General features: G+C 31.7%; 12 protein-coding genes and 1 CRISPR repeat array (1 of these 13 cut by a window edge). Of the genes, 3 read left to right on the top strand and 9 right to left on the bottom strand.

Features of this window, described 5'->3' with window-relative positions; translation table 11 throughout:
* Window positions 1–2,605: direct repeats of the CRISPR family, unit length 29 nt; unit sequence GTTTCAAAGCCTAAAAGGCAAATTCTAAC; it reaches 1,953 nt to the left of the window's first position.
* Between the two features lie 137 nt (window positions 2,606–2,742).
* The 8 genes from cas1 to CDOM16190_RS07075 form a co-directional block, all read right to left on the bottom strand.
* Window positions 2,743–3,741 carry a CRISPR-associated endonuclease Cas1 gene (gene cas1, locus CDOM16190_RS07110; RefSeq protein ID WP_170019630.1) on the bottom strand — a complete coding sequence of 333 codons (999 nt, stop codon included), beginning with the start codon at window positions 3,739–3,741 and terminating at the stop codon, window positions 2,743–2,745.
* 8 nt (window positions 3,742–3,749) lie between these two features.
* Window positions 3,750–4,028, bottom strand: coding sequence for a CRISPR-associated endonuclease Cas2 (cas2, locus tag CDOM16190_RS07105; protein WP_170019628.1), 279 nt, complete (start codon window positions 4,026–4,028; stop codon window positions 3,750–3,752).
* 8 nt (window positions 4,029–4,036) lie between these two features.
* Window positions 4,037–4,534: a CRISPR-associated protein Cas4 gene (gene cas4 / locus CDOM16190_RS07100; protein ID WP_170019626.1), complete on the bottom strand. Its 498-nt coding sequence runs from the start codon at window positions 4,532–4,534 to the stop codon at window positions 4,037–4,039.
* Window positions 4,534–6,723, bottom strand: coding sequence for a CRISPR-associated helicase Cas3' (gene cas3, locus CDOM16190_RS07095; RefSeq protein ID WP_249934140.1), 2,190 nt, complete (start codon window positions 6,721–6,723; stop codon window positions 4,534–4,536). The genes cas4 and cas3 overlap by 1 nt, the downstream gene beginning before the upstream one ends.
* Window positions 6,716–7,426, bottom strand: coding sequence for a CRISPR-associated protein Cas5 (gene cas5 / locus CDOM16190_RS07090; RefSeq protein ID WP_169975689.1), 711 nt, complete (start codon window positions 7,424–7,426; stop codon window positions 6,716–6,718). Before cas5 ends, cas3 begins: the two co-directional genes overlap by 8 nt.
* Window positions 7,427–8,347, bottom strand: a complete 921-nt coding sequence (gene cas7b, locus CDOM16190_RS07085; protein WP_170019624.1) for a type I-B CRISPR-associated protein Cas7/Csh2 — start codon at window positions 8,345–8,347, stop codon at window positions 7,427–7,429.
* Complete coding sequence (locus CDOM16190_RS07080) at window positions 8,340–10,130, bottom strand: TM1802 family CRISPR-associated protein (RefSeq protein WP_170001004.1); 1,791 nt, start codon at window positions 10,128–10,130, stop codon at window positions 8,340–8,342. Before CDOM16190_RS07080 ends, cas7b begins: the two co-directional genes overlap by 8 nt.
* A gap of 103 nt (window positions 10,131–10,233) precedes the next feature.
* Window positions 10,234–10,920: a CRISPR-associated endoribonuclease Cas6 gene (locus CDOM16190_RS07075; protein ID WP_170019622.1), complete on the bottom strand. Its 687-nt coding sequence runs from the start codon at window positions 10,918–10,920 to the stop codon at window positions 10,234–10,236.
* A 230-nt stretch (window positions 10,921–11,150) separates the two neighbouring features.
* Here CDOM16190_RS07075 and moaC point away from each other — a divergent pair, with 230 nt between their 5' ends.
* The 3 genes from moaC to CDOM16190_RS07060 are packed head-to-tail and all read left to right on the top strand — an operon-like array spanning window position 11,151 to window position 13,157.
* Window positions 11,151–11,624: a cyclic pyranopterin monophosphate synthase MoaC gene (gene moaC / locus CDOM16190_RS07070; protein WP_170019620.1), complete on the top strand. Its 474-nt coding sequence runs from the start codon at window positions 11,151–11,153 to the stop codon at window positions 11,622–11,624.
* Window positions 11,599–11,862: an HP0495 family protein gene (locus CDOM16190_RS07065; RefSeq protein WP_170019618.1), complete on the top strand. Its 264-nt coding sequence runs from the start codon at window positions 11,599–11,601 to the stop codon at window positions 11,860–11,862. The genes moaC and CDOM16190_RS07065 overlap by 26 nt, the downstream gene beginning before the upstream one ends.
* Window positions 11,863–11,870: 8 nt before the next feature.
* Window positions 11,871–13,157, top strand: coding sequence for a hypothetical protein (locus CDOM16190_RS07060; protein WP_170019616.1), 1,287 nt, complete (start codon window positions 11,871–11,873; stop codon window positions 13,155–13,157).
* Between the two features lie 81 nt (window positions 13,158–13,238).
* Here the strand turns inward: CDOM16190_RS07060 and CDOM16190_RS07055 are convergent, their stop codons facing one another.
* Window positions 13,239–13,805: a LemA family protein gene (locus CDOM16190_RS07055; RefSeq protein WP_170019614.1), complete on the bottom strand. Its 567-nt coding sequence runs from the start codon at window positions 13,803–13,805 to the stop codon at window positions 13,239–13,241.
* Between the last annotated feature and the right edge of the window lie 137 nt (window positions 13,806–13,942).

The following is a 13,942-nucleotide window of genomic DNA, read 5'->3' as shown; positions in this document are numbered from 1 at the left end:
ATTCTAACTAAATCTAAATACTCTGACGCTCTTGATACTGTTTAGTTTCAAAGCCTAAAAAGCAAATTCTAACAAATTTAGTTCTCATGTTTTATTACTCCTCGTCCAGTTTCAAAGCCTAAAAGGCAAATTCTAACGGATTTACAACAAAAACGGATCCCTTTTTCTTCAGTTTCAAAGCCTAAAAGGCAAATTCTAACTCACTATGCCGTCATCTTTTACGCTATCGACGCCTTGTTTCAAAGCCTAAAAGGCAAATTCTAACTCAATTCTTTAAAAAAATTACTCTTTGTTCTATATATGTTTCAAAGCCTAAAAGGCAAATTCTAACAAGCTTCAATAACGTTATAATCGTTAGGAAGTGAAAGTTTCAAAGCCTAAAAGGCAAATTCTAACCGTGTTGACAGTGAAGACTGCTCCGGTTTTTCTCAGTTTCAAAGCCTAAAAGGCAAATTCTAACTTTTTTTGAGAAGAATACAGGCCCGTAAGGAGTTCCAGTTTCAAAGCCTAAAAGGCAAATTCTAACGAGTAAATTTAGCGCATCTTTTTCGCCCTCGCAAATAAGTTTCAAAGCCTAAAAGGCAAATTCTAACAGGATTACCTCTTTTATTTATACATTGAGATTTTTGTTTCAAAGCCTAAAAGGCAAATTCTAACAAGTAATTTTCTTCATCTTCTTTCGCACTCCACAGTTTCAAAGCCTAAAAGGCAAATTCTAACTTTCAGTCAGATCAGAGAGGCTCAATTCTCAGGCCGGTTTCAAAGCCTAAAAGGCAAATTCTAACGGTTTTACCGCTTCTTATTTTGAAACTATCTTGCAAAGGTTTCAAAGCCTAAAAGGCAAATTCTAACACTAAATGAGATAAAAAATATACTAGGCTATGATGTGTTTCAAAGCCTAAAAGGCAAATTCTAACTCTCTACGAGCCTTTAAAGCTCTTTTATGGGCTTAAGTTTCAAAGCCTAAAAGGCAAATTCTAACGGCATTACAAAGACATCATTTGCGACTAATTAAGATGTTTCAAAGCCTAAAAGGCAAATTCTAACAAATTTCTTTTTATTTTCATTTTTATTTCATCAGGGTTTCAAAGCCTAAAAGGCAAATTCTAACTTATTTCGCAAGCTACATAAAAAAATGCATTGCTCTGTTTCAAAGCCTAAAAGGCAAATTCTAACTATGTTTTTATTGTTGTTGATTAGAACATTTGGGGAGGTTTCAAAGCCTAAAAGGCAAATTCTAACACACTGCCGGCGGTGCTAAAGCGATGCAGTGCCAAGTTTCAAAGCCTAAAAGGCAAATTCTAACCAGAATAAGCATTAAAATGCTTACCAACATTAACCCCGTTTCAAAGCCTAAAAGGCAAATTCTAACGTGATACATCGTATGAAGTAGGCGCAAGGGTAAGACAGTTTCAAAGCCTAAAAGGCAAATTCTAACAAGACGGCACGCTCGGCAAATTTGAGCTGCTTTTGTTTCAAAGCCTAAAAGGCAAATTCTAACTAAAGCCAAGAGATCTTTGATTCTTGCTCCATGCATGTTTCAAAGCCTAAAAGGCAAATTCTAACAAGAAGAGCTTGAGAGAGCCAACAAAGAGCTAATAGAGTTTCAAAGCCTAAAAGGCAAATTCTAACCTGGCTCTTGAATGGAGCGATATAGATTTTGAAAAGTTTCAAAGCCTAAAAGGCAAATTCTAACAGTGATCGCACACTATGGCTGCGGCTTGCAGAGCAGAGTTTCAAAGCCTAAAAGGCAAATTCTAACTAAAGATGTAGAGGTGCAAGGTATACGGAAAAAATAGTTTCAAAGCCTAAAAGGCAAATTCTAACTTGGGGAATATGTATATGTTTCCTCTGGAACAAGAAGTTTCAAAGCCTAAAAGGCAAATTCTAACTAGCACTAGCCAAACTATTCAAAACTTGAATCTGGTTTCAAAGCCTAAAAGGCAAATTCTAACTTCGAGAGCCAATATCTTCTCAAAGAGTGAAATACAGTTTCAAAGCCTAAAAGGCAAATTCTAACGTTGCAATTCCTAAAAATTCTCTATCTTTATTAAATAGTTTCAAAGCCTAAAAGGCAAATTCTAACTTTGCATATTTAGCCCTTTTTGTCCTGCTATCTGCTAGTTTCAAAGCCTAAAAGGCAAATTCTAACCTTTTGTTGCTCTTGCCTTTGCCCTTACGTTGCTTAAGTTTCAAAGCCTAAAAGGCAAATTCTAACGTATCTTGTGATACCTCAAAGATTTAAAGACAGTGAGTTTCAAAGCCTAAAAGGCAAATTCTAACGCAGTAAGCAAATCATCTAAATCAGAAAATCCATAGTTTCAAAGCCTAAAAGGCAAATTCTAACAGACGGATTTATCATCCTCTATAACCTCTATTTTAGTTTCAAAGCCTAAAAGGCAAATTCTAACCCATGCTGAAAGCTCGTCTAATTCCTCGGTTTCTTTGTTTCAAAGCCTAAAAGGCAAATTCTAACAAGTATTCGATAAAGTGCTTGTTTTTTGTGTTTGAAGTTTCAAAGCCTAAAAGGCAAATTCTAACATATTAGCTCTTCTTCACGACGAGGAAATTTCATAGTTTCAAAGCCTAAAAGGCAAATTCTAACAGCACCCAAATATATAATTATAGGGCAATTCTCAAACACAAGTCTATATGCATTTTACTTACAAATAAATTAAATTGAATGATGCAAAAATATACAAAACCCTAAAATACAAGCATTAAAAAATCTTAAGCAAAGCTTTATTGATATACAAATCCTTCGTATGGTGCATTTTCGCATATACATTTTTTAAGCCGGTTTGCTTCTCTGCGAATAATCTGTCTCCATGTAAGCTTTTGTCCTCCTGCTTCTATCTGATCCGTTAATTTAGATATCATTTTCATCTCTATTTTTTGCACTGCTTCATTTGTAAATTTTATCCTTCCGGCATTAGTCTCAAAATCTTTTGCAGTAATCTCTTTTTTATTCAACATCGAAAATATTAGAGTATCACCTAAAATAGGTTTAAAAATCTCAGCCAAATCCAAATGCAAGCTTAAAGAACGATAATTTGGCTCGTGTAAAAAGCCGATTCTAGGATCAAGCTCGGTCTTATAAATTTCACTCAAGCATACATTATAGATACGCGTATTTACATAACTTATAAAGCTATTTATCTTATCAGCCGGAGGACGCTTGGAGCGAACGGTAAATTTAAAGCTCTTTTGGTCGGTTATTATTTCATTCCATTTTTCATAATATAGCTTTTGAAAAGAGCCCTCTACGGCCATTATTTCCGGTATTGTTTTAGCAGCTTCAAGCGCCGATATATGAGGGGCGGTATCAAATTTTACGCCATACTTCTTGCAGTTAAGTGCATCATTTAAAATATGAGCTCTTGTTATCTCTTTGGCTATATAACTCCTTTTGATTTCATCATCAAAAGATCTTAATTGCTGCAAAAGCACAAATCCGCTTTTATTTACTGAATTTGAAGTATTTGGAAAAAAATTGCCACGAAAGCTCTGATAGGGACTAAATATGTGCAAAAGCACGTTATTGTCGGCTAAAAATGCCATAGTATAGCTATCCATATCAACTTTTGCCAGTATATAAATTTCGTCTACAGCATTAATAGGCAAAATTTTAGTCGCTACAACCGACATTTCATCGTCATATTTATCAAAATATATATTATTATCCTGCCGTCTTAATCGCCCAGGATTTAAAATAAAGTGTGTTCTATCATTTTTTTGCATATTTTATCCTAGCTAAAAAGTGATTGATTTTTATCCTGCCCGATTACTATTCTATCTGAATATTTAAGCGAGTTAAATGTGTATATGATGATGGAATCAAGCTCTTTTATGCACTCTTTTTGCAAGATTGCGGCTAACTTCTTAAAATCACTCTGCCTTATCTCGCCCTCAAAAACAGAAAACTGCACGCGCGGCAGATATTTTTCCACTGCTTTTCTTATGCGATTTGCATTGTTTTTCTCTTTAAACTCTGCGCCCACAATGTCATAAAATAGTATTACATACAAAGCTTATCTCACATACAATAATTTCTATATGCACAATTATCGCATATCTTTTTATACTCAAATTTTGGGGCTGTTGGCATATTTACAAGTTTTTCTATATCGATTAAAATCTCTTTTATCATATTTAAATTTTCTTCACTTGCATCTACTAAGAACACGCTTTTGCCGCTTATCAGCCTGCCTTTTACATCTTTTAGCCTTAATCCGATTTTTAAAAGATAGAGATAAAACAACAACTGCATCTTGCCTGCTTCCGGATTTTTTAAACTCTTTTTATATTCGGTCACCAAATAGTGTCCGCGCTCCTTTGAAAGCTTATCAAATTTCAGATTTGAGAAGGCAAAATCTTGCAAATTCTGCTCTTTTATCTCCGCTATTGTCCTACCTAAAGCCATATTTTCATCCTCTTGATCAGGATATATATGGTGTGCATAAAGCCAAGCTTCACGCTTACAGGTCGTATAATAATTTACCAAGGTACCAGTCACTTCGTCTTGATCAAACATCACTCAAACATCTCTTTTGTAACATTTAAATTAATATCCTTTTTTAGCCCAAAAGAATTATTGTACATAGTGTCGCCAAACGGCAGATAAAATATATTTTTTAAACACTTTATCTCAAACAAACGTAGATTTTTCATATCTTTACTGGTAATATTGATGCCAAATCTTGAAATTTTCTTGATTATATTTTTTAGCATATCTCTTTTTTTAAATATATCAATATTATGATTATTTTTTAAAGCAAAAATTTCAGTCTCAATATTTTTGATAAATCCGTTTTCAGGCTCCATAATAACCAAGGTCTTGTAGTCATCTTTCAAGATATTTTCAACAGACGTGTTTATGTCAAAAAATGCCAACTCTTTTATTTCTTGTTCAAGACAGGGAATCTCCAAATTCTCACCCACTTTTTTGAAAAACTTATCCACCAAAACAACTATCTCGTCTTCATTTATATCATTTTTCATTAGCGTATCTTTTAAAATATTATCACCAATTCTCTTCAAATCATTATAAATTGTATCAGAATAGCCACAAATATCATCAAATACATAAAGAGTACCTTTTGTATTAAAATTTCTATTTATACGCCCTGCTGTTTGTATTATTGAACTTATGGGAGCAATTTCTCTAAAACCTATATCAAAATCAAGATCCACTCCCGCCTCAATAGACTGAGTAGAAATAAGCAAAATCGGACTTGCTAATCCTTTTTTATTTTTATCTATAGCATCTTTAATGTGCTTTATTGTCTTTTGTTTATGATAATCATGCATATACCCATTTAAGCTAAAACACTCAAATTCATCACAAAATTGCAAAAATAGCTCTTGCGCTTTTTTAATAGTATTTACCACCACTAGAATATTTTTATCTCTTGCACTCTCTTTGATTTTGCATATTAAATTTGCTTCAATACCGCCTATATCAAGCCATTTTAAAACATATCTGTTTTGATTTTTAAAATATATTGGGTCAGAAATTTCTCTAAACTTTTTACTTTTTATAAGAGGCATAGTTGCGGACATAAATATAAAAACTGTTGCAAATTTTTCTGAAATAATCTCGCAAAGCCTTATAAAATCGGTCCTAATCTTATAGGGTAGAGCTTGAATCTCATCCACTATAACTACACTATTTTTAAGCTGATTGAATTTAACATTATCTTTATTTTTATTACCAAATATGGCAAAAATAAGCTGATATAGGGTTGTTACATTTATATTAGCACTAAAAGAATCCATGAAAAATTTAACCTTTGAGTATCTATCCTCTGGAGTATTTTCATCGACAGTTGTTTTATGATGTGCTTTCGATACTAATATCTCATTACTATTGTAATAAATTTCGTTTAGAATCTCATATGTCTGATCTATTATGGAAGTAAAGGGGAGAACATATATGAGTCGTTCTTTTTGGAATTTAAGAGCAAAATTTAAAGCGGTTAAAGTTTTACCGTAACCAGTTGGCGCAGTTAGTGTAAAAAGACTATGATTTTTATCAAAATTATTTAATACAAATTTTCTAAATTCACTTCTTTTATAGCTGAAATTTTTATTTTCAAGATGCTTTATATAAGAGTCCAGTTCATTAATACTGACAGGACTTAAGCTTTCATATTTTTGACTAAAAATAGCCTCAAATTTATCTGCATATATTAAAGACGAATAAATCCTCTTAAACTCTATAAAATCATTATAGCCAAAGCCTTTTAGTTTATTTTTTAGTATAAAATAATAAATATTTTTTGCTCTTGTTATAAGCTCTTGTTCGTTAGTTTTTATATTTTTATAAATATCTAACCCAGTGGCTTTGCTTACCACTTCATCCAAAAATTTTAGCTCTTTTGAATTTTGGAACGAAGAACCAAAATTTTTATTTGGACTTATCAACTCATAAAAATTATCTACATCTCCATGGTGTGAAACTATAGATAAAAAACAAAAGGCACTAGTTAATTCATCTAGAGAGGAATTTAAAAGAAATATATATGCAGAAAGAAGAGAATGGTCTTTTTCAAGCCCTTTAGCATCTCCACATCTAATATACTTTTGAAAATCAGACTTGAGTTTAGCTATATCATGAAATAACTTGACATATCTTTGTGCATCATCATCATTTGCATATAGCATATTTGTTATATGTGATACAAAGGACTTATCCGGATGGGACAAAAACTCACTAAACAAAATATACTCTATTCTCGTCTATCTTGTAAATATTCCCATTATTTTTAGATTTTATACGCTTTTCACCTTTAATTTTTACAATAAAATCTTTAAAATCTTTAAACACCCTAAACTCTTCACAAGAGCAAGCCATACGTGCAGTTGTAAGCTTTACATCATAATTTTGTGGATCAAATATAAAATCATCAAGCACACCAAATGTATCTATCTCGCTCTCTTTTTCTTCCACTAAAGAGTAGTTTTTTACATCCATATACTCAAAATCAGCTATACAAAAATTTATTCCTAGATACGGAGTAAAAACACTCTTGTGTTCTTTTATATTTTTAATTATTAACTCTTTATATCTCTCATCCAAATTTTTTAGATCCAAAAAAATTGTATAATCGGGATTTTTTATAAGTTCTCTATAAAACTGCTTTTTTTCGCTTGAATCCTGATAGCCTTCTTTTATGTGCATGTTTGATGAAAGGGCAAATTTGATACCGTTAAAAACAAAGCTCTTTTTAGATATTTGGTTATTAACTTTTACGCTATATCTAATATTATTAAGCTTATAATACTCCTTTTCACCAATTATTGCCCCCAAAAAACCCATAATAGAAGTTTTTGGCGGTACAGGATATGTAAGACTAGAGTAAATAGTCGCAGGATGTGAAAAGTGAGCATAATCACCGACTAATCTAAAGGCAACGATACTCATTTAAAATCCTATTTTTTGCCAACTCATGTCAAATTCAGATGCATTATTTTTTTCAAAATCAAAATCGCTTATATATTCAACTTTTTGAATATGTTCATTATATCTTTGAAGTTTTGCTTTTAAACTCGAAAAGTCTACAGTGTAGTCATTTATGCTTCTTATAGCCTCGTCGCTTTTATCACTTTTTAGCCTTATACTATTACTTAAATCGCCCGCAAAAGTGTCATCTTTATATGTTACTATCAACATAAATCTAGGTGTTTGACCCATCTTTGAACGAGTTATAAGATTTTTTGTACCATTCCATAAAGCCCTTAAAATTACGCTTGCATCATCTTCACTAAAATTAGTATTTTTAGCATTGTTATTATCAAAAATACCATAAGTTGCAAATATAGCGTAGCTTAAAAAATCCTCTTCTCTAAAAGTTTTTGCGCTTTTATCGCTTCCGCTAGCAAAAGCCCCTGTGCCTTTTATGTGCTGCACCTGGACTTTGTGCAAAGATTTACTGATTCTAAACTGAACAGGTCCAGTAAACTGGATACCCGCCGTTTTGATATCTTTGTCTTTTTTCATCTCATCTTTATCTGATATAGGCAGAACTCCACCAAATGCTCGAATATCTATAAATTTAGACAAAATATCGCTTTCTATTTTAGCTTTATCTTGCTTGATATTTATCACTTCTCTTATTGCGGTTTTGCAATCTAAAATATTTTCCTCTTTTTTGTACTCTTTAACAAATATTAAATTTTCATCTTTTTTCATAATTTCATCTCTAATAGTCCTCTTTATACGGACATCGGTAACCTCTGCGATATTTGTTTCGTCATCAACCCTTGGCGAATTTTCCTTTAGCATATCTCCATTTGGATTAAAGTTTTCACCATCCCACAAAAACAATATCTCTTTTTTATTCATCTTGCTCTCCTTGTTTCTCATCTTTTATAAACTTATTAAAATCACTTCCGCCCATTGCAAACGCAAGCGTAACATAGGAGCTCTTTACCACCTCTTTTGATAAAAATGCGCTTGACAAAACCTCTTTTGAACACTCTTTTATATCATGTATATTAGAGCTAGAATGCTTTGCTGTATTTTCTAGTTTGCCTTGCACCTCATAGCACTTAGTCCAAATTCTCTCCAAAGACTCTTTTGTTATAACTCCAATATTGTTTAGCCATCTTGAAAAAGATGTACTTTTGCTTATCGCATACTGCCATTTAATAAGTGCTGAAGACATCATGCCTAATAGATATGCACCTTGCAAAATACTGCTATTTTTTACAAATTCATTTTCTTGAATAAGCAAACCTATGAGTTCTTTTTTGTCTTTTATTTTTTCCAAATTGCACTCCTTTTGGATTGTAATTTTATTATTTAAAACATCTATTTCATTAAATAAATTTTGATACTTTGCTATAGACTCGATACTTCTTTGTGGATAGTAGTTATTAAAATATTTACTCCAATCTACAATAAAACGATACTTTTTATTAACATTTCCATAATATATAAGCTCAAAATATTTTTGCATCATGATATCTATGTCAGTTTTATTTTGAGACAATAAAAAATTCATAATTTCAAGACTATTGTTAAAAAGATTCTGAAGATATATTATTTCACCATCTTCTTTAGCATTTTTGTGCTTAAAAGCTTTTATGCCCCAGCTTGCCATCTTATTTGCAATTTTTGATATATAAGATGGCAAAACATCATCTATCTGAAGCAAGACATCAATAGCCGAATTGCTTTTATTATAAAACAGTATGGTATTTAATACGGGAATATCTTTTTCTTTTTCTGCGACGTTCTCAAGTGCAAAATTTATAATCTCCTCTGACTGCCTTGCCTGCTCAATATCATTCTTTTTGGTATCTTCTAAAATTTTTAAAATCTCTCTTAAAAGCCTTTCGTCTTTTGAGATAATTGTTGGCAAAATAACCATCTTAGATCCATAAAAATTATGTGAAAGCTCTTTATCAACAGCCAAAAAACCTATACTAACTTTATTTGCGCTATGTGAATTTAATGGCAGTAGTTTTGATTTGATACTTTTTAAACTATCCGGCAATTCATTTACTGAACAAAATGCCAAATTAGCATCAGCTCCCACTCCTTGCTCATTTGTTAAAATATCATACCCATAAGATATATTTTCTTCTTTTTGGTCTTTTTTTATATGTTTTTCAAAAATATCTTTAAAATAAGCAGATATGGGTTTTTCATCAAAAGACAGACAAAAAAATGTAGCTACTTTCTTGCTCTTATCTTTGTATTCTTCAAGCCCTTTAATATATTCGATTATACCATCAAAAAAATTCTCATCAATATTAGATAATATACTTAAAATATCATTGTTTTTAATCTCCTCATCCTCAAAATACGATAAAAGATTTTTAATGGATCTTAAAGAAGCTTTTATAAATTTTGCCTCATCCTTATTCACTTCTTTTGATAAAAATTGAGAGTTTGGAAATAAATTTCCAGAATTTGATCCCACCCCAAATCTACAAATCACCAGGTCATCATCAAAAGAATTATCTTGTGGAATATAAAATTTAGGAGATATTGTTTGTGTCTTGATATCACAAAGATATGCCTTTACACTATCATATTCATATACTTTATTCTTGATACGCTTTTCATCTTGCCTGTAAGCTGATCCTATGGCAGATAAAATTTTTATAATATCGCCCAACAAAAAACCTTTAATAAAAATTTATATGAAATTATACCTGATTTTTATAAAATAATTTTATAAAGATAAAACTATTTTTTTTAAATTTATTAATATAATGTTTCTATTTTTCCGCAACCTCCAAAAATCCGGTTCCCACACTCATACACCCGCCTCCTACGCCTGTATCGAGCATCAAATTTATCATCTCGCTATCAGCCTTTATTTCCCATATGGCCTGCCATGCACGCATTGGCGCATTATTGTTGCCATAATAAAACAAAATAGGCTTATAAAGGTTTTGCCATTTCAAATTAAGCTCAAATTCGCCGCCGTATTCATATCCTTTGATGGTCTCAAATCTCTGTAGCGCATTAGTTTTCATCATTTCAAGATGCCTTGAATCCTGAGGCTCAAGATAGATTTTGTATCCCAAAAGTCCTTGTATGGCGCAAGCCACATAGCCCTTTAACAAAACACTACCGCCATCTAAATCGCCGACCCTATGAGAAGATATAGATATGCAGGTATCTAGTAGATGAATTTCACCTAGTTTTAGGCCGTTTTTTAAAATCTCCATAGCTATAAGCTCTTCAAATTTTGGCTCGTAAGAGGTAAATCTTATCCGTAAACTTAAACCCCTCAAGCTAAAATCAAAATTTGTTTTTTTAAATATTTTTCCTGTCTTATGTCTATATCCGACATGTTCGCTTTCCGGCAGATTGTGATATATGAAGCCTTGTATAAGCTCTGGCAAAATTTTTGCAACTTTAATATTTGTAGTAGGAAGTTTAGAATTTATAATAAGCATGCTTGGCCTTTTAAATTTTTAACGCTATAAATTATAGATTATATTAGATAAATTTTTAAATCATTAACTTTAAGTTGAGTTAAAATTTAACCCCCTAAGATATGATTTCATTGTCCGACAAGAAAAACCTCCTTTTTGTAACAACTCAAATACGCTCCTTATTTTAGGGGCGTATTTTTTTCTCCTTAAACTTTTTCTGATATAATCTTTTAAAACATTAAAGGAAGTAAATGCTAACACATATAGATGAAAAAAATCGTCCAAAAATGGTAGATGTAAGTGAAAAATCGATAACTACGAGAATAGCTGTAGCAAGCGGAATAATCAAAATGAGCAAAGCTGCATTCAATACTATCAAAGAAAATACCGGCAAAAAGGGTCCTGTATTGCAAACAGCAGTAGTAGCGGCAATAACAGGAGCAAAAAAGACAAGCGAACTAATCCCGATGTGCCATCCTCTACTAATAAGCGGTATAGATTGCAATATAGTAGAAATCCCGGAAATTACGGCATTTAAACTCATAGTAAGCGTCAAGATAGACGGCAAAACAGGCGTGGAGATGGAGGCGCTAACCGGAGTTAGCATAGGTCTTTTAACTATTTACGACATGATAAAGGCTATTGATAAAACCATGCAGATAACAGACATAATGCTTGAAAGTAAAAGCGGAGGTAAAAGTGGCGAATATTTGCGAGCTAAATAAAGAGCCAAAGATAGAATATCCAAATTTTTGGGAATATAAAGTAATATTTGAAAAAGATCAAAATGCACATAAAATCGTGCTTGATATTGTAGGTGACAGAGAGCATAAGTTAGTTGTCTCAAAATCAAGCAAAGAGGGCAAATATACAAGCTACAATCTAAGTGTTATAGTCAATTCCAACGAGGAGCGCTTGGAACTATTTTCGGCCTTAAGGCATGTTTCAAAATACGTATTATAGGAGATATTATGCAAAATAAGATTTTTTTACATACAATCGCGGAAAACAAAGATAATCCTCAAATTTTAGTTTTGATTAGAGAGCTTGCTTTCGATCTTGGCAAGAAAAAATTCAAAGATATCAAATGTCAAAAAGAGCTAAATCAAGAGCTTTTACATACTTTTTCAGATATGTGCCAAATCTTAAAAAATGAAAATTTACTAAATGCAAAAAGCATATCAAACCTTATAGACGGACTTATAGATGCCTCTACAGAATCAAAAGAACAGTTTTTATATAGGCTTATTTACGAAAAAGAGCAGGTAGAAAAGCAAATTTTAAATCAAAAAAACGATATAAAAGATAGCATAAAAAGCTCTCTTGAAGCAGTCGAGAACTATATCCAAGACAGCAATTTTGAAAACAAAAACGAGATAATAGGCAAAATAAATGATGCGATGTTCCTTGATCTGCAAATGCTTGAGATATTGAAAGAAACAACAGAAACCGCTTTTTTAACGACGATAGAAAAGGGAGAAGATGTAAGAGATACTGCTACGGAAATAGCCAAAAACATCGTTTACGGCGCAATAAATGAAGGAAATTTTAACAAACAAAGATTTTTAGAAATTTCAGGAAGTGTTATAGAAACTGCGACGGTAATAGCAAACGAGGATCATCTATTCGCCAAAGATCTGATATATGGAGCTATCGTAGGCTCAAAAGACGGGGTTACAAAGTCTATTGAAAAATTTAAAGACGATATGAAATTTGCTCCGGATAGCCAAATTTTAGTAAATTCTGTTAAAGATTTAATAGGAATAGAAGAGGACTTTATTCAGATGCTAAAAGACTTAATGGCACAGACCGAAGAGCCATCAGCGAGCATAATAAACGATATTTTAGAAGATTCTCTTGATAGCTACTATGCGAAATTTAAACGTATTCAAAACGAGCTAAGCGAACAATTAAACATTAGGCTAGAAGAGCTTAAAACAAACGAAAATATCAACAAATTTGTCAAAACAGCGACTATGAAATTTGAAGAGCTTAAACGCGAACTTGATGAAAAAAGCGAGAAGCTAAAAGAGAATTTTGATGCCAGTAAAAAGCTGGAATCACTTAAAAAAGAGATAGATGAATTTGAGAAAAAAGCTGGTGAAAAGATGGAAAATTTAAGCAGTAATTTAGGAGAAAATTTAAAAAGCAAGTCAAAAGAACTAGGAGAAAAATTTTATAAAGCTGCTGAAAATTTCATAAAAAATACAAAAGAAAAAATAGGTATCAAAGATGATGACAAGAATGGGCTAAACTAATTAGCCCATATTTTTAGAGATTATATTCTGCAAAAAAATAACAAATAAAACAAAATACTGAATTATGAAGTAATTTGATCACTAGCTGCGCTTAAAGAGTTCGCCTACATCGTGATTCTTGGATTCAGTCCAAGGAATATCAAAAAATTTAACTTTCTGAAATCCAATAAGACTTGCGACTAAATTCGAAGGAAACATCTCAACGGCATTATTATATATCTCAACTGCCGAATTATACGCTCTCCTGGCAGCTGAAATTTGTTCTTCTACTTCATTTAAACTCTCTTGTAAGTAGAGCAAATTCTCATTTGCTTTTAGCTCAGGGTAAGCTTCAAGCATAAGCTGAATGTTTGGCAATAAATTTGAAATTTTAGCATTTAAATCAAATTTTTCCTGTTGAGTTTTTGCATTTTTAGCTTTAGACCTCAGTTCTGTGATCTTTTCTAAAAGCTCTCTTTCGTGAATCAAATATTGATTTGCAGTAGCCACTAAATTTGGAAGCAAATCATATCTACGCTTTAGTTGAACATCAATTCCAGCCTCAATATTTGACACCTGATTTCTTTTGGAAATTAATGAGTTATAAATAATTATTCCATAAACGGCTAAAATAGCAACAAAGATCAATAACCATATAAAATTTCCCATTACAACCCTTTAAAATACCTAATTTAAATTATAACAAAACAATACTTATTTTATATAAAATAATAAAAAATCTCTTTAAAAATTTTAATATATTAATCTTTGAATTTTATGTACTTTAAAAAACTTAAAAACTAAAA

It is taken from the genome of Campylobacter sp. RM16190 (genome assembly GCF_012978835.1).
Lineage (GTDB): Bacteria > Campylobacterota > Campylobacteria > Campylobacterales > Campylobacteraceae > Campylobacter_A.
Note: the sequence above shows the minus strand (reverse complement) of the source record. Positions and strands in the feature narration are given on the sequence as shown.

Bases quoted from the DNA above. Each gene is read 5' to 3' on its own strand.
- cas1 (WP_170019630.1), bottom strand. From the start codon at position 3,741: ATGCAAAAAAATGATAGAACACACTTTATTTTAAATCCTGGGCGATTA.
- cas4 (WP_170019626.1), bottom strand. From the start codon at position 4,534: ATGTTTGATCAAGACGAAGTGACTGGTACCTTGGTAAATTATTATACG.
- cas5 (WP_169975689.1), bottom strand. From the start codon at position 7,426: ATGAGTATCGTTGCCTTTAGATTAGTCGGTGATTATGCTCACTTTTCA.
- cas7b (WP_170019624.1), bottom strand. From the start codon at position 8,347: ATGAATAAAAAAGAGATATTGTTTTTGTGGGATGGTGAAAACTTTAAT.
- CDOM16190_RS07075 (WP_170019622.1), bottom strand. From the start codon at position 10,920: ATGCTTATTATAAATTCTAAACTTCCTACTACAAATATTAAAGTTGCA.
- moaC (WP_170019620.1), top strand. From the start codon at position 11,151: ATGCTAACACATATAGATGAAAAAAATCGTCCAAAAATGGTAGATGTA.
- CDOM16190_RS07060 (WP_170019616.1), top strand. From the start codon at position 11,871: ATGCAAAATAAGATTTTTTTACATACAATCGCGGAAAACAAAGATAAT.
- CDOM16190_RS07055 (WP_170019614.1), bottom strand. From the start codon at position 13,805: ATGGGAAATTTTATATGGTTATTGATCTTTGTTGCTATTTTAGCCGTT.